Origin of the sequence: Aeromonas sp. Marseille-Q5825 (genome assembly GCF_946892685.1) — a bacterium.
Taxonomy (GTDB): Bacteria; Pseudomonadota; Gammaproteobacteria; order Enterobacterales; family Aeromonadaceae; genus Aeromonas; species Aeromonas rivipollensis.
In genome coordinates this window covers 17765-35205 of sequence record NZ_CAMPOU010000005.1, presented here as the reverse complement: position 1 = coordinate 35205, position 17441 = coordinate 17765, and the positions used below count along the sequence as shown (strand labels likewise).

The window sequence follows — 17441 nt, the reverse complement described above, 5'->3', positions numbered from 1 at the left end:
GAGATGAGCGAATAGGGTTGTATTTACTACTTTAAAATCCCCTTATAGTAAATACGACCTTATTCTTCACGAAGAGTATTTGTGTGTTTAACTAAACGCGAGCTCTCTCTATGTATTCTAATGAAGTAGATCCACCGCTATCACTGCCACAGCTCTCTGATGGTGATTATTATGCTTTTCATACAATGATAAAACCTAGTGGTGCTCAATGTAATCAAGACTGTGCATACTGTTTTTATTTACACAAAGAAGACTTATTGAGACAAGGGAAAGTGCCACGCATGAGTGAGTCACTTCTGGAGGCTCATATTCGTCAATATTTAGCTGCTCAGACGGGTCCCGTTGCAGTATTCACTTGGCAGGGAGGGGAACCAACATTAATGGGGTTGGATTTCTTCCATCGTATAGTTGAATTGCAAACACGATATGCTCGTGCTGGCCAGCAAGTTGAAAATGATCTCCAAACCAATGGGGCTCTACTTACTTCTGAGTGGTGTATTTTTTTAAAGCAACACAATTTCGTTGTCGGTCTTTCAATTGATGGGCCGGAAGAACTGCACAATATATATCGATATAGCAAGGGAGGGAAACCTACATTTGATAGAGTTATGAATGCAGTAGAATTATTACACCAGTATAAGATTCGGTTCAACGCACTATGTGTCGTAAATAACAAGAATGTTAACAGCCCACTTCTAGTCTATCAATTTTTACGAGACCAGGTGCGTCCTTACGTCATGCAATTTCTCCCAGCTGTCGAGCCTGTTAACTTTAAAAACACAGCACCTGGGTATTGGGATGTATCAGCACTTCCTATCAGCGGGACAAGCCAAGCTAAGCCTGGTCAGCCTGACTCTGTTGTAGCAGAGTGGTCAGTCAGTCCTGATGATTGGGGACATTTTCTTACAAAAATTTGGGATGTATGGCTTTCAGAGGACTTTGGCTCAGTATTTGTTGACCAATTTGAGAACGTGATTAGTCAAATGCTCGGCAGAGGAGCCCAGTCATGTGTTAGTGGGCAAATTTGTGGAAAAGCTATTGCGATAGAACATAATGGTGATGTGTATAGTTGTGATCGCTTTGTGTATCCAGAATATCGACTAGGAAATATATTGCATGTTCATGAAGGAGAGATGGCATTTTCTGAGCGTCAAAAGGAGTTTGGATATGCCAAACACAAGTCTCTTCCAAAATATTGTAAGACCTGCTCATACTTGAAATTGTGTTGGGGAGAATGTCCTAAGAACCGTTTTGTCAGAACACCAGATGGCGAAGCTGGGCTAAATTATCTTTGCCCAGGTCTCAAAATTTTTTATAAAAAAACGCTGACCGACCTACCTGTTATTTTAAGAAGGCTTAAAGCTAGATAAACGCTATCGATAATAGGGAGGTTATCAAAATGATAAGTTATTTTAAGTGCCAATTTTTAAAATACTCTTACCAAGTAATTCTGCTATCTATAGTATTTTACTGCATTCTCCCTCGCGTTGGGCATGCAGATGAAAGACCTAAAGTTTGTTTGGCATTGAGTGGGGGGGGGGCTAGAGGTGCGGCTCATATTGGTATTCTAAAACGGCTTGAGGAAATGAGAATACCTGTTGACTGTATTGCTGGCACCAGCATGGGGTCTATTGTTGGCGGTCTTTATGCATCAGGAAAAACAGCTGATGAAATAGATAAAGCCCTTGGTGCGATGGATTGGGAATACATTTTTAATGATGATCCTGCACGGCAAGATCTTCCGCTTCGCAGAAAGCAAGAAGAGCGGCTTTATTTGATTGACGCAAGGCCTGGCGTTACCGATAAGGGTGAGCTTAAATTTCCAACAGGCGCCATACAAGGGCAAAAGTTTTCACTTGTCTTGAGAGAGTTAACACTGCCTGTCAGTACAGTCACAGACTTTGATAAGTTACCAATCCCATTTAGAGCTATAGCCACTGATATTGGTAATGGCAGTGAAGTCGTTATAGCTAACGGAGACCTGGCGACAGCAATGCGAGCAAGTATGGCTGTTCCTGGTGCATTTGCTGCTGTGCAGCAGGGTAATCACTTACTTGTTGATGGTGGTTTGACCAACAACCTTCCGGTCGATGTTGTTCGTAGCATGGGTGCTGATATAGTCATTGCGGTCGATATTAGTTCACCATACATGCCAGCAGATCAAGTGACAGATATGTTTGCTATTACCGCTCAGATGACATCCATCATGACGCGAACTAATGCTGATCGTCAAATTGCCTCTTTGCATCAGCAAGATATACTCATTGAACCCGCGCTTGGTGATATTGGAAGCGGTGACTTTGATAGAACAAAGGATGCTGTGAAAATTGGTTATAAAAGTGCAGTTCAGGTAAATAGCAAGCTTAAGGCATTGAGCCTATCTGAATCTGCATATAATAATATGCTGCTCTCTAGATCTCATCCTGGGAAAAGTGAGCCAACAATTGATTTCATTAGAATAAAAAACAATGCTAATGCTGATGATGAAATTATTGCACAACGAATCAATCAGAAAATAGGAAAGCCACTCAACAGAGGGATATTGGAGCAAGACATTGGAGCTGTCTATGGTCTTGGCTTATTTCAGTCGGTAAGTTATGACATAATCGAAGAAGATGGTAAGAAAGGACTTGAGGTTGACGCTAGGGCAAAAAGTTGGGGGCCTAACTATATGCAGTTTGGCTTGGAACTATCTAGCTCTGTACAGAAGGATGATAGCTACAATTTGGCGCTTTCTTACCAGCGTACCGATATAAACTCATTGGGAGGTGAGGTTCGTGGTAGCGTTCAGTTCGGAAATGAACCAAGAATAGGTATTGAGTGGTTCCAACCATTTGATATGCAGGGGCTTTATTTCTGGCAGGCGGGTGGCTCTTACGGTTCTTATGACGTAGGTATTTATGACGATGATGGTAATCATCTCGCTGTTTACCAAGTAAATGAAGCGAAACTGGATGCAGCCCTGGGGCGAGAATTTCCACGCTATGGGGACTTTCGTATTGGTTATCGTTATCGAACTGGTGATGGTGAGTTAAGAACAGGAACACCTGGTTGGGATTCTTTTAATTATGACACAGCTCAACTCTATACGAGACTCTCCGTTGATAGGCTTGATGACCTTAATTTTCCAACCTCAGGTTGGCTTAGTCTAGTTGAGTATGCCAAGTCAGATCCATCATGGGGTAGTGATAGCCAGTTTGATCAACTGACTGCAAGTGGGGGTATGTTCACTACTGTTTATGGTGGTCATGTACTTGGATTATCCGGTGTGGCTATGACAACAATCGATGGAACCGCCCCCATACAGGATCTGTATCGGTTTGGAGGATTTCTTAATTTATCAGGTTACACGGAAAACTCTCTTTCTGGTCAGCAGGCTGGGGTTATATCAGGTATTTACTATCATCAATTCAAAATAATACCACTTCTTTCTTGGTACTTAGGGACTACCGTAGAATATGGTGGCGTATGGGATAATAGGAAAGATATCGGTTCAAGTTCTGAGTTGGCTGGTAGCTTGTTTTTAGGTGCGAACACTCCACTTGGGCCAGTCTATATTGGTTATGGTTACGGAGAAAGTGATAACAAAACCGTATTCTTTTATTTAGGTAAACCTCGATTTTACTAGAACTATATTTTTAATTATATTGGCAACAGGAATACATAATGAAAAATACGAAGGTCGCAGTTTTACTTTCCGCTATAATGCTGACAGCTTGTGCTGGGTCTGGGTCGTCAAACTCAACAAGTGGCGATATTCCTCGCTCTGGTTATCTTGGTGATTACTCAATGTTGACGAAAGCACCTGGTGACTATCAAGGTGAGACGTTACGCTGGATTAATCCTGCAATGGTTAAAGGGAAGTATAAAAAAATTATTATTCATCCAGTGACATTCTACCCAACACCAAAAGAAGGTTCTCAGGTTAAACAGGAAAACCTCGATAAAATATCTGCATATCTTACACAGCAACTCAAACAAGAAATTAGCAAAAGCTATGAATTAACGAATACACCTGGTGCAGATACGCTGGACTTTAAACTTGCAGTAACTGGCGTTGCAACGAGCGTCGAAAGTCTTAAGGCCTACGAGGTCGTACCTGTAGCATTAGTATTGGCTGGAGCCTCAACTGCGCTTGGGTATCGTGATAAAGTTGTAACCATTTCTGTAGAGGGTATCTTCACAGACTCAATGACCAACGAGGTCATGGGTAAAGGATTGCGCCAGGGTGTTGGTGAAAGTCTCACTGATGATAAGCAACAATTACAGATTGAACATGTAAAAGCTTTATTTGATGAATGGGTCAAAATTGCTGCTTCATTTGCATCTAAGTTTCGATGATTTTTAATTTTTAAAAGACCCCAGCATAAGCAATGCTTTGGGGTCTTTTTTCTATAAAGAATAACTATAGTTAATATTTATAGGTATTGAATAGTAAAGGCTATCTCCTGGAGAATTTTGAAAAACTCATACAAACACAATGAGCAACATATTTGTATGGATTTTATAAGACATCAATTATAACGTAACAAAAGCATCGATGTTCTCGTAGTTTTCAAAATGCCAGTTGTTGTGCTGCCCACAATGAATTGCCTAATGCGTGAGTGAGCGTAAGCCCCCATTACGATAAGGTCGCATTCCACTTCGACAGCATGCTGGCAGATAACTGGCACCACCTCTCCTTGTAGCAGCTTGGCTTCACCCATGGTACCCGCACTTTTCAACACCTGCTTGGCCTGCGCCAGCTGGCGTTCGTGCTCGTCACTCGGTTCGCCCACTATCACCAAGTCATACTCAAGTCCATTTAGCAGCGGGCTGCTTGCGATCAACACCAGTACCTTCTTGGCGGTCGGGCTGGCGTCATAGGCAAACAGGAAGCGGCTTGGGGCCTGAAAGCCTAGTTGCACAACCATGATGGGGTTGGGCAGGGTGCGGATGACGTTCTCGATATTGCTGCCAATCAGGTCGTGGGCATGGGCCGTGCCCTGCTTGCCCATGTTCAACATCCGCATACCGGATTAGAGCTCCTGGATCGTCTCTACCAGCTGGCCGTGGCGTTGCAGGGTCTCGACTCCTGTCATGCTCAAGTCAGCAAGATACTCCTTGCCGCTGTTGAGCAGCATCCGCCCCTGTTCATGGGCGAGACGGCTACATTGGTGATCCAGCTCGGCTAGCTCCTTGAGCAGATGCTCGCGACTGCCAAGGCCGATGTTGCCGGAGAGATCGGCTTGTCCTGCAAACTCGTTCTATTTCAATACGTGCAGCAGGGTGACGGGTAACCCGGTGTTGGTAGCGGCCCATGCCGCTGCATCACACACGGCTGTCATGGCTGGGGAGCCATCGATACATGCAAAAATGCTTTGCAAAAAAGCACCTTTTTAATTTTCCGCCCTACAGGGCGAATATAACCATATCTTCACTGAGGTTACATTTCTGTTTTCTGTTTTCTGTTTTCTGTTTTCTGTTTTCTGTTTTCTATTTATAGGAATTTAATTTATTACTGAGTGATGGAGCATTGATGTCTTAAGCCAAGTTAAGGAACTTTAATTTATCAGTGTTCTTTAAATTTCATTGATTTAATAAAAATAATTTATAGGGGGGGTAGTAAAGCTGGTTTCTCTTCGCTGCGCAGCAGCGGAATGTTGAAATGGTAAAAATTTATTTATAGCTCTCATAATTAGTAAATGGACAGTTTTCCGAGTTTTTCAAGTGGGGGTATGTGAAAAAATTTTGAAAATCATTCTGTTTGGTGGATGTTTAACCAATTGAGATGGCTTTATCCTCACAGCCCCCGACTTATTGCTTATATGCAAACCCCATGCTGAATCCGTCCCACCAAATCAACAACAGCCTGAACCCCCATCGGTGTATTCAGCAATGTGGCTGGAGCCACGCCACCGAGGCCCCAGGCTGGGCGGCTTAACCATGAAATCGCTCTGGTGGTGTCGTGCTCATGGAGGGAGAGCACCGCATCTAGGGCCTGTACAACGCCGTATACCCTGGTGCCCTGCGAGATTGATAGGGGAGCCTCAATCCTCAGCTTGCGAGCAACAGTGCTCCGGCTAATGCCTGCTAAGCGGCATATCAAACCTGAGTGTGTGTTCATCAATTCAGCTAGTCGATGAATGATGCCAGGAGCTACGCCAGCCACGATCCATAGATGTGCCCCCAACGGGTCACTCGGTATGCCAAGAGAGTCAAATATTGTCTTAGTAGAGGCCGTAGCCTTACCTGGATGATAACTCGCATAGGACATGATGAAATCTCCCCTGAACCTACGATACCAGATTACCTTATCCTATCTGTTCCATGTGGCGATGGCGATGGGTCTGAGGACTTTGTTGGATGAGGCACAGGATACAGAGGTTGAAGCGCCCCATTCGGGCAATACCAACTTTTTCGTGAATCTCTGTGCATAATTCTATCTGGGGTCTTTATGAGACTTGAATTCTCATATATTTACTATGCTATAACCACTAGCTAGCCGAGAGAACATTCAGTGACCATCAATTTTGATTATCGTTGTGGCATCTTAGAGGCAGCCGACACAAAAACTGGCCGAGAATGGTGTTGGTATAAGGGTGATCCCGAGGTTACCAGAACTGAAAATGGCGAGTTATTGAGTTCGATAGGTGTTCCTATCGGCGCCACTGTTGTCGAAGTGAAAGCTCTCATTCGCATGGATACCAGAAAGTAACCAAAACAAGTTGCAATATATATAGTGTGTCCGCGTATGATAACTCCTATTCTCATCAGATTAGGAGCGTAGCATGCTCGTAAAAGAAATTGTGCCAACAGAGCAGGTCGTTGACATTCTCTGTGATGTCTGTGGTCGTAGTACAAAAACGAATTTTGGAACCAATCAATACGGCTCGTTATCGGCGGATTTTGGCTATGGTTCCCGTCACGATGGTGAACGTTATAAGGTGCATCTGTGTGAAATGTGCTTTTTCGGTACACTCGCAACAGTGAGGGAGATGCATCGCGGGGAACATATGTTTGACGATGACTATGAGGCTGCAAACCCAGACACATTTGGGCGTGATTATTCTAATAGGGAAATAATATGAGTAATATGCTCCCATACTCTAGTTTGTGTGGAGATAAAAATCTCTTATCATCGACTCATTCTGTGAGCCAATGATACTTTTCAATCGGCTCATTTCGTGAGCCGAACAAGATCCTTCATCGGCTCATCTGGTGAGATGGTCTCAACGCTCACTACCACCTAGATTTAATTTTTGGCTACATAGTTTCATAGCAGATTGGAGCTAGGCTATTAAATAGATTCAAGCGCAATTTAGCTCACGATTTTTGAATGATGCTATTTCCAAACTATCTTGGTGCAAAAAACAGTGGAGCTGATGCTGAGATTGAGAGATAATTTTCATGATATAAAAATGTGATACATGAGGCTATCAATGAACGATTTTTTGAAAACACTGATGAATATTCGTAGTCTGCGAGCTGTACTGCGTGAGTTGTCTTATGAGCAGTTGGTCGAGGCTAAAGACAAATTTGACGAAATCTATGCCGAACGTGAGCAGCAAGAGAGCAAATTGAGAGAAGAGTCAGCTGAACGCCTGCAAAAACTGGCTGAGTTTACCGAGCTGCTGAAACAAGCGGGCATAGATCCGAGTGAGCTGGTTGGCACTGCGGCTCCAGCGAAAGCTGATGGTTCAGCCAACAAAGTCAAACGCGCTCCCCGTCCTGCAAAATACAAGTACACCGAAGGCGGTCAGGAGAAGACATGGACTGGCCAGGGGCGCATGCCCAAGGCCATTGCAGACGCTGTTGCGGCTGGAAAAGCACTGGATGACTTCTTGATCTAATGCTGAGAGCCCATGCCTGCTCGGCGTGGGCCTTTAATTCTATCTGTAGTAGGAGCACCGTATGGGGAGGACATTGGAGGATATGATTTCATCCGAATCACCCGAGGTTGTCCAGAGAGCCAAGGCGCTGGCCGAAGAGCAACTGGTACGTCTCAGTGTGACCAAACTGCTTTCAAATCTCGGGCCTGGTGATGTTCCTGCAATAGATCCCGATGTTCTCGATAGTTTGTTATCACTCAAAAGATTAGTTGAGAGCCATGAGTGTCGGTTAAGTCTATTCGTTCATATGCCTGACGGCACACATCATGGCGTCAACATTTAACTAAATAGCGTCATTTGTACACCAATCGCAGCTCTCATCTACCAGATGAAATTAACGCCCCATGGCGATGCTTTTTCAAACTCCCTCGGTGTGCAAGCAGATCTGATAGCGTGTATTGCGTCCGCCACCAGGTAATTTCTCAATGCATCCCCTCTCCACCAGTTCAGCCAGATGGCGTGTGGCAGTCGCCTTGCTGACTCCGGCGACTTTTTGATATTGACTGGCACTGATGCCATTTTCAAAACCCTGTTCGCCGCCATCCAGTAAACGATTCAGCACTTTGGTTTGCTCTGGACTCAGAGCGTCATTACAGTGCCGCAACCAGAAAAATGTCTTGGCGAGAGAACGATCAATAACCTGTAATGCCAGCTCTATGGCGTAATCCAGTGTGTCGAGGAACCAACAGATCCAGGAGGTAATATCTAGCGGGCCCCTCTGCGCTGACTCAAGCGCCCGATAGTAGTGATCCCGCCGTTCGAGAATTGCAACTGACATGGCATACAGCCGGATACTTTGGCTGTCAGCCTGTGACAGCGCGAGATCGGTCAATGCCCGCGTGAGCCGCCCATTGCCATCATCAACGGGATGCAGGGTCACGAACCAGAAATGACAGATCGCCGCACGAAGCAGTGGATCCATCGTGGGGTCATGCTGAGTCTGGTTAAACCAGGGGATGAACTCGGCCAGTTGATCGTCAAGGGCAGCTCTGGGTGGAGCCTCAAAATGCACGGTAGGGCGATCAACACGCCCAGAGACAACCAGCATCGGCTCATCTCCTCGCAACTGCCCTACGTTCAGTCGCTGCACCGACCATTCGTTGGCGGGGAACAGCCAACGATGCCATTGGTAAAGTCGTTCAATTGTCAGTGGTTGTTCATGGTTGTCGATGGCATCCAGCATCATTGCCGCGAGCCCCTCTGAGCGCTCTGATACTGGATAGGACTGAGTTTGTGAGCTCCCTAACCGCCTAGCCAGGGAAGATCGCACGGATTGGGCATTGAGACGTTCGCCTTCGATAGCGGATGAGGAGATGATGTTAGCCAGTAACGTATCTAACGCTTGGTCGGAGTTCCCCAATCTGAAATGACTACCGATTAGAATTCCCTGCCTGCGTTGAACCTGCCGTAATCTGGGCAATATCTCGCTATCCTGCCAACGAAAATGGGGCCAGTCGGCTTGTTGCCAAATCCAAAATGGTTCCATTATTTCCTCATCCAACGTGCTAGGGTCTCAATAATGAGCCGACCCAGCCCATCATTCAGCTCAATGTTTGAGCCGAATATAACACATGCAGCAGACCAGCAGAGCTGGTAATGAGGATGGAGATCTAGGTTGAAAATCTCAGACCGGAGCTAATGAAAAACTGGATTTATTGATGCTGTGTGGCGCTACAGCAACCAGTAGATAGACAAGGCGGGAGCTCGTTTTCGTTTCGAATGCTTTTTGGGAGCTTGCAGCTTGCGCTGCATGAAGCCACGCACACGCAGATGCCCTTAGGTCTGCTCACTCATATGCCTGATGGTACTCGCTATGCCATCACTGTGAATAATTATAGGGAAATTTAGTTTTATCTGGGTGAAGAGATAATTATTTGGCAAATATATCTATGGCAGCAGATCGCGAATGTCACACCCCATAACCCTGGCAAGACGATAAGCCTTTTCCAGGGTGACATTGACCTCACCACGCTCAATTCGTCCTACGTAGCTTCTATCAATTTCGGCCGCATATGCGAGTGCATCTTGCGATACGCCCAATTGAAGCCGTCTATCACGTACAGCATCACCAAATTTTTTTGCTAGCTCTTGCATGTCTCGCCTCTCGCTGGCGAGCACTATCTCTGGTTGTCTGGCTAACGACCACGGATTATAATCCGCAAACGAGTTTAGATTTCCACTAAGTGTTTTCGTTCGAGGCCCAGGATTACTTATGAGCTCCCAGACCGTGTGGTTACCAACCGCGCTCTACACCGCACTCATTCGATGGCAGATGGATGACTTCACTGCGATAGGATTTGTAAATGCCATTTTTGGTGACAAAGCAGAATCGCAGATACGTCAGCGGCGTTATCGTTATACCTTCATTTATCGGCATCTGATCAAGCTCGTAAATAAGGGACTTCTAAAAAGGAAGCATGTTGATGATGGGAAGCGCTGTTCTCATTTCATCAGGACTCCCAAGTTCGATGAAGTGCATTTCAAAGAGGAATTTATTGGGCCTTGTGCGCTTGTAACGGAATCGGGTAAGGAGCGTAAGTCGGAAACGTATGAATCCGTCCTGGAAGGACTGATCGCGAGAGCACAGCACTACCGTAAGGGGTTGCAGGAATGTGATTCAATGCTCGCTGAGTACCAGCAATTAAGAGTGGACTTCTCCATATTGGATCCAGCGATTGAAAGTGCCATCAGCAATACCGTTGCAGAGAAACGCGATTTGCGGGGCAGGCTGGAGGCCGTGGAGAGGCTTTTGAGGGGGTTGATTGCGTTTAGAAGTGCCTCTTGATGAACGGCCAGAATCGATAGACGTGTCTCAGAATCAAAGGGCTAGTAATTTCAAGCCGTTATCTATCAGCATCTAAAGGAGAATCAGCCATTGCTTGTATTAGCAACGCTTTAACCTTATGTCCAAGATCAACATTTCGTTTGCTCGCTGACTCATGTGTTAGTGCTTGGCTCAGAATATTCAGAGGCCCGATCAAGTAGACCTTTTCTACGGCTCGTGTAATCGCGGTATAACACATTGTTCGATCAATATTTGGGGCCTTATCCAGAACAATGATGACTTGCTTAAACTGTGAACCCTGACTCTTGTGAATCGTCATAGCATAAGCATGGCGAAGGGCATTGATGATATCCAACGAGATCTCTCGTTCTATGCCGTCATCCCATAGAATCTTGCCAAAGCTATACAAAGGCTCATCATTGTCATCATTATTTATAATTTTCATTACGTTGTAAACTTGGCAAATGGTTCCTATGGAACCATTCATCAGGTCATGAGCATAAAGGTTGGAGCAACACATTACTTTGTCATGTAGTTTAAACTCAGTATCTAAATAGTGATTTGCTTCTTCTATAAATACCTTTAATGGTTTACTGTTATTCAATGCTACGCAGCGTTTATTGATATCATTAACCATTTTAGTTGTAGCGCAAATTATTTGTGTTTCATCAGGTTTTTCTAAATATAATGAGACTGCTCTCTTTTGAATTGCATTGGCTCCATTGATATCGATATGGACGACATCATCGTAGCTAAATGTTGGAAGAATACCATTACGGATAGAAGCTGAAATAGCAGGGATGTTTGAGTGTTTATCTTGTCGACGAACCTCTGTTAATGTGATTTTTGGAATATCGTGCATTGGCACTAGTTCATGGAAAACAAGACCGAAATCTACAGGTGGAAGCTGCCCAATATCGCCTAACATGATTACATGTGCAGAATTAGGAACACATCTCAATAGGCGGTACATACTAGGCAAGTCTACCATTGAGCTTTCATCGACAACAATAACAAGTTGTCTGCCTTCATAATTATTAGCATTGAAGTTTTTAATAAATCTTGCGATAGTATGAGCCTCTTGATTTGTTGCCTCTGCCATCCTTTTTGCTGCTTTGCCTGCAAGTGCGACTTGTACTGGTATTATATCTAACTTATGAAACACTGAATAAAGCGCATCTAATAATGTAGTTTTACCTACACCTGCACCACCATTAATAATTAAAAAGCGATGTTTTATAGCCCCAAAGATAGCTTCTTTTTGAAGAGAGTTTAAGTTAAAACACTTTTTACTTTCGTATTGATTGATATAAAAGTTTATCCTTTTTTCATCGATGGATAATTTACTTGGGTTTGTGATGAGGTTCACCAATCGCTGAGCAACATATGCTTCCATGGTGAAAGCACCTGCGCTCTGTAATTCATTGTCACCAACATCAAGGATATTTTCACACGATGTGGCGAGTGCGAATGCTTGATTAACATAGCACTCTGTTTTCTCTTGATTATTGGGGATATGTAAGAGCTGTTTCAGCCATATGTCTAGATCATATCGTGTTGCTAATGTACTCCCGCTAGAAAGGTGACAGTACAATGCCTCCTCGGCTGCTGCTGCGAGCCTAATAGGAGCATCCAATTGAAAGCCTAGAGCCACTGAGATTCGATCACATTCATTAAAATCAACACCAAACGCTAATAATCGGTAAGGGTCTTCGCTTACCTTACTTATGGTTTCCTGTTGATAATAATCTGATACCAAAAATGAGGTGGATACTGATAATCCCAAATGTGCATTGCAGAAACGCATAGCATCAATATTTATATAGCTACGCCATGCATCGATAGTATTTTTTGCGGTGTTTTCACTTAATATCTTACGCAGGCTTACAATATCACCATTGTCCAAGATTTCAAATAAGGACTCACCAAATGTAGACCATAATGTACGGGCTTTTACTGGGCCAACACCTTTAAATTTGGCGTGACTGCCTAACATGATTACGATTTGCTCCCCTGATGGCCTAATTAGATCTAGGTATTGAGGGGTGATTACAGTGAGAATGCCTCCGTGCTCTACACGTCTACTATACTGCTTTTTGACAGCTAATTTAACCAATGCACCCTTCGCTAATATTAGTGACAGGCGATCACTGTTATTTTCAATTATGTGAATGATGTAATTGCGCTTGTAATTGCAATTACGTAGAGTGTCAGGATCTATCTGCACAGCATGAAATGAGCGACCTTTTCTGGATGAATATGGTGGTCTCGTGATGCGAAAAAAATTCTCTTGCTCGAAGTCATTCATCTAGGCACCCGCTTAAATATTTCTAGCAATTCCATACGATGCTGTTCTCGATGTGAATTTGATTGAAGAGATTTATATTCTTGCTTTAAGCCTTCTAAATGAGATTCAAGTTCTGCAACCCGTAGCTGTAATTGGCGAATCATTTTATCTTTCTCTTGAATGCTCTTTTCTTGCGGGCTGTATCGCTTTGCGGGTGCTTTTGAAGTATCCCTAGCCTGGTAGGGAAGTTCCTGTAAGGTATTCTGCTCAGCTAGCCATTGTGCCTTACTTTTAAGGTACGCAACAATGTACTTATTTTGGTAATAGCTAGAGCGAGATATACCAATCTCTTTTATTATGGCAGTTGCATTTAAACTGCCATTTTCTATGAAGTTTTGCCATTCAGCAAGGTCAAGTGGCCCGACCAAATTAGCCACCTTAATAAGATTTTCACGCGCCTTGGCATGCATTTTATCAAGTTCAAAATCTTCCAGTTCATGGCTAATACTGAATGCTTTATTCATTTTTTAAGATCTTTCAATCTGGCTTTTGTCTTCATAGAGTGTGGGAGCGGTGCTTCCAACTCCTCAATGGACATACCTCTACTTGTAGCATTGGCAAACCAGCGAACAAAAGTCTCATCATAGTCAGCTAATAGTTTTTTTAACTTGATATTTTCTTCTTTTATTTTATCAAGTTTTGATTGGGTTTCTTCTGCACGCCTGCCGATATCTTCTAATATGTTGCTACTTTGATTGGCTTCTTTATAAGCCTTAACGATAGCTTCTTTTTTTGACAATGCTTGCCGAGTAAATCCTGTCTCCTGTTCTAGTTCCTTCCAAGTGACTTTATTCTTCCCACTGCGGGCAGCTAGGATTACGATGAGTTTGCAGAAGTCTTGCTCTAGTGCAGCTGTAATTTGTTTCTGTTCTTTTTTCATATTGCAACGCACCCATTATTACCATTAGGGAAAACTTGCACTAATTCACCATTTGAAATTGAATTATCCTGCTCAATGGCGAGGGCTATACGACAACCATTTAATAGTTCTTCATGAGAACGTAGCCAGTTATTGGAACCATGATATTCAGCGTCAACTGCTGCTTTAACATGTTGAATTCGAGTTTCTTGTTCAGCTTGAAGTTTTTGTAAATGAATGACCTCTTCCTGATTTCCTTTTATACGATAATACTCAGAGCATCCACGGACGCATGCATAGTATTTTCCACATGGAGAGTCACTATAGTCATGTTTGCATAAGCCAATTGCAGTGATGAGTGTTGTACCAATATCTTCTATCGTTTCAAGAACCTCATCACGGTCAACCAGTGTAAAGATCACGGATGCCTCTTTTGCTTGCTCTGGTGTTATATTTGAGGCGGCAAAGAGTATGTCTGCGTTATCCATGACTCTTTTAGCTGGATTAGTGTGGTCATAGGCTACATTGTCTAGAGTATACTTTCGCCCAAAGTATCGAGCAATCTCTATAGGGGTTACTGAATCTGAGAGCTCCAGCATAGTGTCTAGAAAGTGACGGAATTGATGTGATGTCAGCCGGATCTGTTCACCTTGATAGCACAGATTTTTGCGTTCAAAAACATTTTTTATACCCAGGTCGGGACGACCCGCTATATAGTCATATATTTGAGTATATGATATCATTGTGAATTCCCAGGGCTCAGCTCTCTTCTCAGAATGATGTTGCTGATGTTGGGTAACAAATATTAGTTTATCTAGGGAATCAGCCACAGTTAACTCTGAAATCTGTTTCCATAACTGATCGATAGACTCCTGTGCTAATGAGAATGCCTTTCCCTTTAAGTCTGATGGGTGGAATGTGCCCGCAATTGCACCTGTATTTGGATTCCGTTTATTTGTCAGGTTGATATTTCTTTTCTTTAGATAGGATGTGAGATTTGAACGTGATGACCAATTTAATCTTTCCCAAATATCAGTGACAAACAACTCACAATCTTCGGTGATAATTGGGAAGAAGTCGTATTTCCCATTAGCAACGCATTTAATCGTGTCACGTACAGGTGCTAATATTTCAAGGGCGCTAGTCAGACCTTTCTTTAGGATGGGTAACAGGCTTTCGGTTATTGGTTTGGTTTGATATCCAGCCCCCTTTTTGGCTCGGTAGCGGATCTCATTAATGGATAATATGTCCATTTCACCTGTGAAGACGTTTTGCTCCTCAACCTCCCTAACCTGTAAGCAATCGACATCTAGGCAGATCACCTCATCAAATCGCAGACCCGTTGCAAACATGATTTCTACCATAGCCTGAAACAGTGCATCGTCACCTTCTAGATTCGAGTTAGAAAGTGTTGCTACTGCGATGAGGCTTTCATGGGTAGGTAGCTTCTCATGCCGTTTGGTAGTTGACTCAAAATCGATTCTTGTATCACTAGCGGTCTGGGTTTCTCCGCGTTTAGATGACTTTTTGAATCCAATCTTTTGGATGGATAGCCGCTTTTGGTTAATGAATTTCGCAATAGATTCAAGTCTCTGACCAATACGGTAAAAGGTAGAACTTTCTAGTTTATCGTGTGCTTCCGCCTCTGCGACTTTGAAGTCATAAGTAGTAAGAGTGCTTGCTGTAATATTTCTTTTTAGCATCGCATTATCTAAATACCGATATGCAACAATATAGAAATTGAGTGTTCCTACATCTTTTGGCTTCTCAATTTGCAAGGCTGAAATATGACATTTAGCTATGTCAGATAAATCCAGATTGTGAAACGCCTTCATGGCATCGCGTGATGACTTAACTTTTTTACCTAGATTGTTATCTCGACTAAAATTGACGGATATATTATTTCCAGATTTTCTGGCTTGAGTCTTACAAATACCCTTAGCATCCCAGCTAAAGGCATCCCATTCCCAACCTTCTAATGTTGCAAAGGGAGTGTTTTTTTTGTAAAAGTGAACTAATTGAGCCAGATTGCTATCAGCATCTACACCAATTGATGGTAATAATTGTAGGCTGGTATTCATAGTTCACCCCTGTCAAACATGTCAGCAAACTTGCGAGCAGCTAAAAAGTTTTTATGTTGAAGAATATTTATGGCGTGAGCATCACCAAATGCTGTTTTTACTTCCTCTACCATCGTATCTACAACTGCCTTATGGTCAACGTCTTCAAAGGCTTCTAGAGAAGAGCAGTTGTAACAAGAAAGCGGGGGTTGCAGAGAGCATGGGGTAGCGCTACCGCAGCTACCAATTTGAACAAGATTTAGATTTTTCGATGGCGCGAAAATACCTTGTCCTCGCTTAGAGGCATTATCAGGCGTGACAACTTTACCTGCAAATGCATCGAGTATATCCATGGCCTCACTTCGCAGTACATCATCTAGTTTTTTGGCAACAGTATGCGATTGTCTATAATAAACTTCTAGTTGTTGTAAATCACTATGATCCATTAGTTCAGCAACAACAGACATAGGAGTGCCTTTGGCGATTAACCGTGAACAGAAGGTTTTACGAAGTCTACGGTTGGTTACCTTGAAGTCCAATCCGACAGCTACTCTGAACTGGTTGGTGATGTACGATATCGTGGTGATTCTTACTTGGCGCTTAACTAATACATCTTTAACACTATAATAATCTGAGATGACAGGCCAATTATCAGTAATTTTTTTACCTAGTATATCTTCGTAACGTGCTTTCATTAATGAAAGTAGTTTTGCGAGTGTTTTTGTTATGGGGCGAATTTTATATACATTGTTATTGGCCTGCCCTCTTTGTTTTGCCCTCAAAACTTTTAGGGTATATACACCTTTGTCTGAGAGCTGCAAGTCAGAGAACTTTAGCCTCATCACTTGGATATTTCTCATGCCAAGAACCTGGGCACATTTCAGTGACACCAATCCCTGTAATGCATGCGTGGTTAGTGTTTCTGGAGAAATGGAGTTTAATGTGGAGATGAAGATGCGTTCTTCCTTGATCGTGAGTGGGCCACGGTCAGGTATTTCCATAATGACATCAAGACCTTTACCTGCGTCTGTACCAAATTTTATACTGGCTAGGTAGTAATCATAAAAATCTTCATCAAAGTGTGGGAGGCCTTCTTCAACACACCATTTATACATCATTCTTAAAATAGATTTAGTGCTCACACTACGAGTAGAACTCATAAGTTCTCTGTAGATTTCTTGAATTTTTTCAGCAATGTCTTCTGCTGCAATATCGTCAGGGATGCTTAGTAAGCGCCAGCACTCATGATGTGAGTGAAGTGCATAGTTAGAGTAGATATGAGAAGCATAAGAAATCCATGCGCGGGTATGTTCTCTTAATTGGTGAGGGATTTTGTCAAAGGATATGGTCTCCCTCTCCGGTTCCAAAACTATTTTACTTTGTGTTAAATCCAGTTGTTGGCCTGACTGGCTTACAGGATATGGGTCATAAGCAAATTGTGGGTGCTGGTCTATTTGTACCAACATAATATCGTTTTTATCTAATTTTTTTGTCGGCATAGCCAGCACCTCGGCAATCT

General features: G+C 43.2%; 15 protein-coding genes and 1 pseudogene. 6 read left to right on the top strand and 10 right to left on the bottom strand.

Translation table 11 applies throughout. From position 1 onward, the window contains the following. Window positions 1–110 precede the first annotated feature (110 nt). From OC537_RS14570 to OC537_RS14560, 3 genes are read left to right on the top strand one after another with little or no spacing between them, the layout of a single operon-like run. Window positions 111–1370 (top strand): anaerobic sulfatase maturase, encoded by a 1260-nt coding sequence (locus OC537_RS14570; RefSeq protein WP_262112296.1) that lies wholly within the window; start codon window positions 111–113, stop codon window positions 1368–1370. A gap of 29 nt (window positions 1371–1399) precedes the next feature. Continuing rightward, window positions 1400–3628, top strand: a complete 2229-nt coding sequence (locus OC537_RS14565; RefSeq protein ID WP_262112294.1) for a patatin-like phospholipase family protein — start codon at window positions 1400–1402, stop codon at window positions 3626–3628. Between the two features lie 38 nt (window positions 3629–3666). Beyond that, a complete protein-coding gene (locus tag OC537_RS14560) occupies window positions 3667–4341 on the top strand; it encodes a DUF3313 domain-containing protein (RefSeq protein ID WP_262112292.1) in 675 nt (224 codons plus the stop codon). A gap of 173 nt (window positions 4342–4514) precedes the next feature. On the opposite strand, the gene OC537_RS14555 is transcribed toward OC537_RS14560, so the two are convergent. Both OC537_RS14555 and OC537_RS14550 read right to left on the bottom strand, forming a co-directional pair. After that, window positions 4515–5012 (bottom strand): universal stress protein, encoded by a 498-nt coding sequence (locus OC537_RS14555; protein WP_262112290.1) that lies wholly within the window; start codon window positions 5010–5012, stop codon window positions 4515–4517. Between the two features lie 791 nt (window positions 5013–5803). Continuing rightward, window positions 5804–6256, bottom strand: coding sequence for an antitoxin Xre/MbcA/ParS toxin-binding domain-containing protein (locus OC537_RS14550; protein ID WP_262112288.1), 453 nt, complete (start codon window positions 6254–6256; stop codon window positions 5804–5806). Window positions 6257–6770: 514 nt separating this feature from the next. Between OC537_RS14550 and OC537_RS14545 the strand changes: the two genes are divergently transcribed. After that, complete coding sequence (locus OC537_RS14545; protein ID WP_005303889.1) at window positions 6771–7070, top strand: hypothetical protein; 300 nt, start codon at window positions 6771–6773, stop codon at window positions 7068–7070. Window positions 7071–7421: 351 nt separating this feature from the next. Next, window positions 7422–7832, top strand: a complete 411-nt coding sequence (locus tag OC537_RS14540; RefSeq protein WP_262110628.1) for an H-NS family nucleoid-associated regulatory protein — start codon at window positions 7422–7424, stop codon at window positions 7830–7832. 397 nt (window positions 7833–8229) lie between these two features. Here OC537_RS14540 and OC537_RS14535 read toward each other — a convergent pair whose 3' ends face one another. The 3 genes and pseudogenes from OC537_RS14535 to OC537_RS14525 form a co-directional block, all read right to left on the bottom strand. Continuing rightward, window positions 8230–9057: a Fic family protein gene (locus OC537_RS14535; protein ID WP_262112404.1), complete on the bottom strand. Its 828-nt coding sequence runs from the start codon at window positions 9055–9057 to the stop codon at window positions 8230–8232. Window positions 9058–9123: 66 nt separating this feature from the next. Then, a pseudogene (locus OC537_RS14530) lies at window positions 9124–9357 on the bottom strand (DUF4172 domain-containing protein); the annotation flags it as partial. 401 nt (window positions 9358–9758) lie between these two features. Next, entirely contained in the window at window positions 9759–9965 is a 207-nt protein-coding gene (locus OC537_RS14525; protein ID WP_005895552.1) for a helix-turn-helix domain-containing protein, read from the bottom strand. 118 nt (window positions 9966–10083) lie between these two features. Here OC537_RS14525 and OC537_RS14520 point away from each other — a divergent pair, with 118 nt between their 5' ends. Beyond that, complete coding sequence (locus tag OC537_RS14520; protein ID WP_005895555.1) at window positions 10084–10656, top strand: hypothetical protein; 573 nt, start codon at window positions 10084–10086, stop codon at window positions 10654–10656. 58 nt (window positions 10657–10714) lie between these two features. Here the strand turns inward: OC537_RS14520 and OC537_RS14515 are convergent, their stop codons facing one another. Genes OC537_RS14515 through OC537_RS14495 form a run of 5 tightly spaced genes read right to left on the bottom strand, consistent with a single transcriptional unit; the run spans window position 10715 to window position 17421 of the window. Continuing rightward, window positions 10715–12964, bottom strand: a complete 2250-nt coding sequence (locus OC537_RS14515) for an ATP-dependent RecD-like DNA helicase (RefSeq protein WP_262112286.1) — start codon at window positions 12962–12964, stop codon at window positions 10715–10717. Then, window positions 12961–13467, bottom strand: a complete 507-nt coding sequence (locus OC537_RS14510) for a hypothetical protein (protein WP_262112284.1) — start codon at window positions 13465–13467, stop codon at window positions 12961–12963. The genes OC537_RS14515 and OC537_RS14510 overlap by 4 nt, the downstream gene beginning before the upstream one ends. Further along, the gene (locus tag OC537_RS14505) at window positions 13464–13883 is read right to left on the bottom strand and encodes a hypothetical protein (protein ID WP_005895563.1); all 420 of its coding nucleotides are present in this window, start codon (window positions 13881–13883) and stop codon (window positions 13464–13466) included. The genes OC537_RS14510 and OC537_RS14505 overlap by 4 nt, the downstream gene beginning before the upstream one ends. Next, window positions 13880–15943 (bottom strand): integrase, encoded by a 2064-nt coding sequence (locus OC537_RS14500; RefSeq protein WP_232038140.1) that lies wholly within the window; start codon window positions 15941–15943, stop codon window positions 13880–13882. The genes OC537_RS14505 and OC537_RS14500 overlap by 4 nt, the downstream gene beginning before the upstream one ends. Further along, window positions 15940–17421 (bottom strand): tyrosine-type recombinase/integrase, encoded by a 1482-nt coding sequence (locus OC537_RS14495; RefSeq protein ID WP_262112281.1) that lies wholly within the window; start codon window positions 17419–17421, stop codon window positions 15940–15942. Before OC537_RS14495 ends, OC537_RS14500 begins: the two co-directional genes overlap by 4 nt. Window positions 17422–17441: the final 20 nt, after the last annotated feature.

Excerpts from the sequence above, each read along its gene's own strand:
- OC537_RS14570 (WP_262112296.1), top strand. The coding sequence starts at position 111 with ATGTATTCTAATGAAGTAGATCCACCGCTATCACTGCCACAGCTCTCT.
- OC537_RS14565 (WP_262112294.1), top strand. The coding sequence starts at position 1,400 with ATGATAAGTTATTTTAAGTGCCAATTTTTAAAATACTCTTACCAAGTA.
- OC537_RS14560 (WP_262112292.1), top strand. The coding sequence starts at position 3,667 with ATGAAAAATACGAAGGTCGCAGTTTTACTTTCCGCTATAATGCTGACA.
- OC537_RS14555 (WP_262112290.1), bottom strand. The coding sequence starts at position 5,012 with ATGCGGATGTTGAACATGGGCAAGCAGGGCACGGCCCATGCCCACGAC.
- OC537_RS14550 (WP_262112288.1), bottom strand. The coding sequence starts at position 6,256 with ATGTCCTATGCGAGTTATCATCCAGGTAAGGCTACGGCCTCTACTAAG.
- OC537_RS14545 (WP_005303889.1), top strand. The coding sequence starts at position 6,771 with ATGCTCGTAAAAGAAATTGTGCCAACAGAGCAGGTCGTTGACATTCTC.
- OC537_RS14540 (WP_262110628.1), top strand. The coding sequence starts at position 7,422 with ATGAACGATTTTTTGAAAACACTGATGAATATTCGTAGTCTGCGAGCT.
- OC537_RS14535 (WP_262112404.1), bottom strand. The coding sequence starts at position 9,057 with ATGATGCTGGATGCCATCGACAACCATGAACAACCACTGACAATTGAA.
- OC537_RS14525 (WP_005895552.1), bottom strand. The coding sequence starts at position 9,965 with ATGCAAGAGCTAGCAAAAAAATTTGGTGATGCTGTACGTGATAGACGG.
- OC537_RS14520 (WP_005895555.1), top strand. The coding sequence starts at position 10,084 with ATGAGCTCCCAGACCGTGTGGTTACCAACCGCGCTCTACACCGCACTC.
- OC537_RS14515 (WP_262112286.1), bottom strand. The coding sequence starts at position 12,964 with ATGAATGACTTCGAGCAAGAGAATTTTTTTCGCATCACGAGACCACCA.
- OC537_RS14510 (WP_262112284.1), bottom strand. The coding sequence starts at position 13,467 with ATGAATAAAGCATTCAGTATTAGCCATGAACTGGAAGATTTTGAACTT.
- OC537_RS14505 (WP_005895563.1), bottom strand. The coding sequence starts at position 13,883 with ATGAAAAAAGAACAGAAACAAATTACAGCTGCACTAGAGCAAGACTTC.
- OC537_RS14500 (WP_232038140.1), bottom strand. The coding sequence starts at position 15,943 with ATGAATACCAGCCTACAATTATTACCATCAATTGGTGTAGATGCTGAT.
- OC537_RS14495 (WP_262112281.1), bottom strand. The coding sequence starts at position 17,421 with ATGCCGACAAAAAAATTAGATAAAAACGATATTATGTTGGTACAAATA.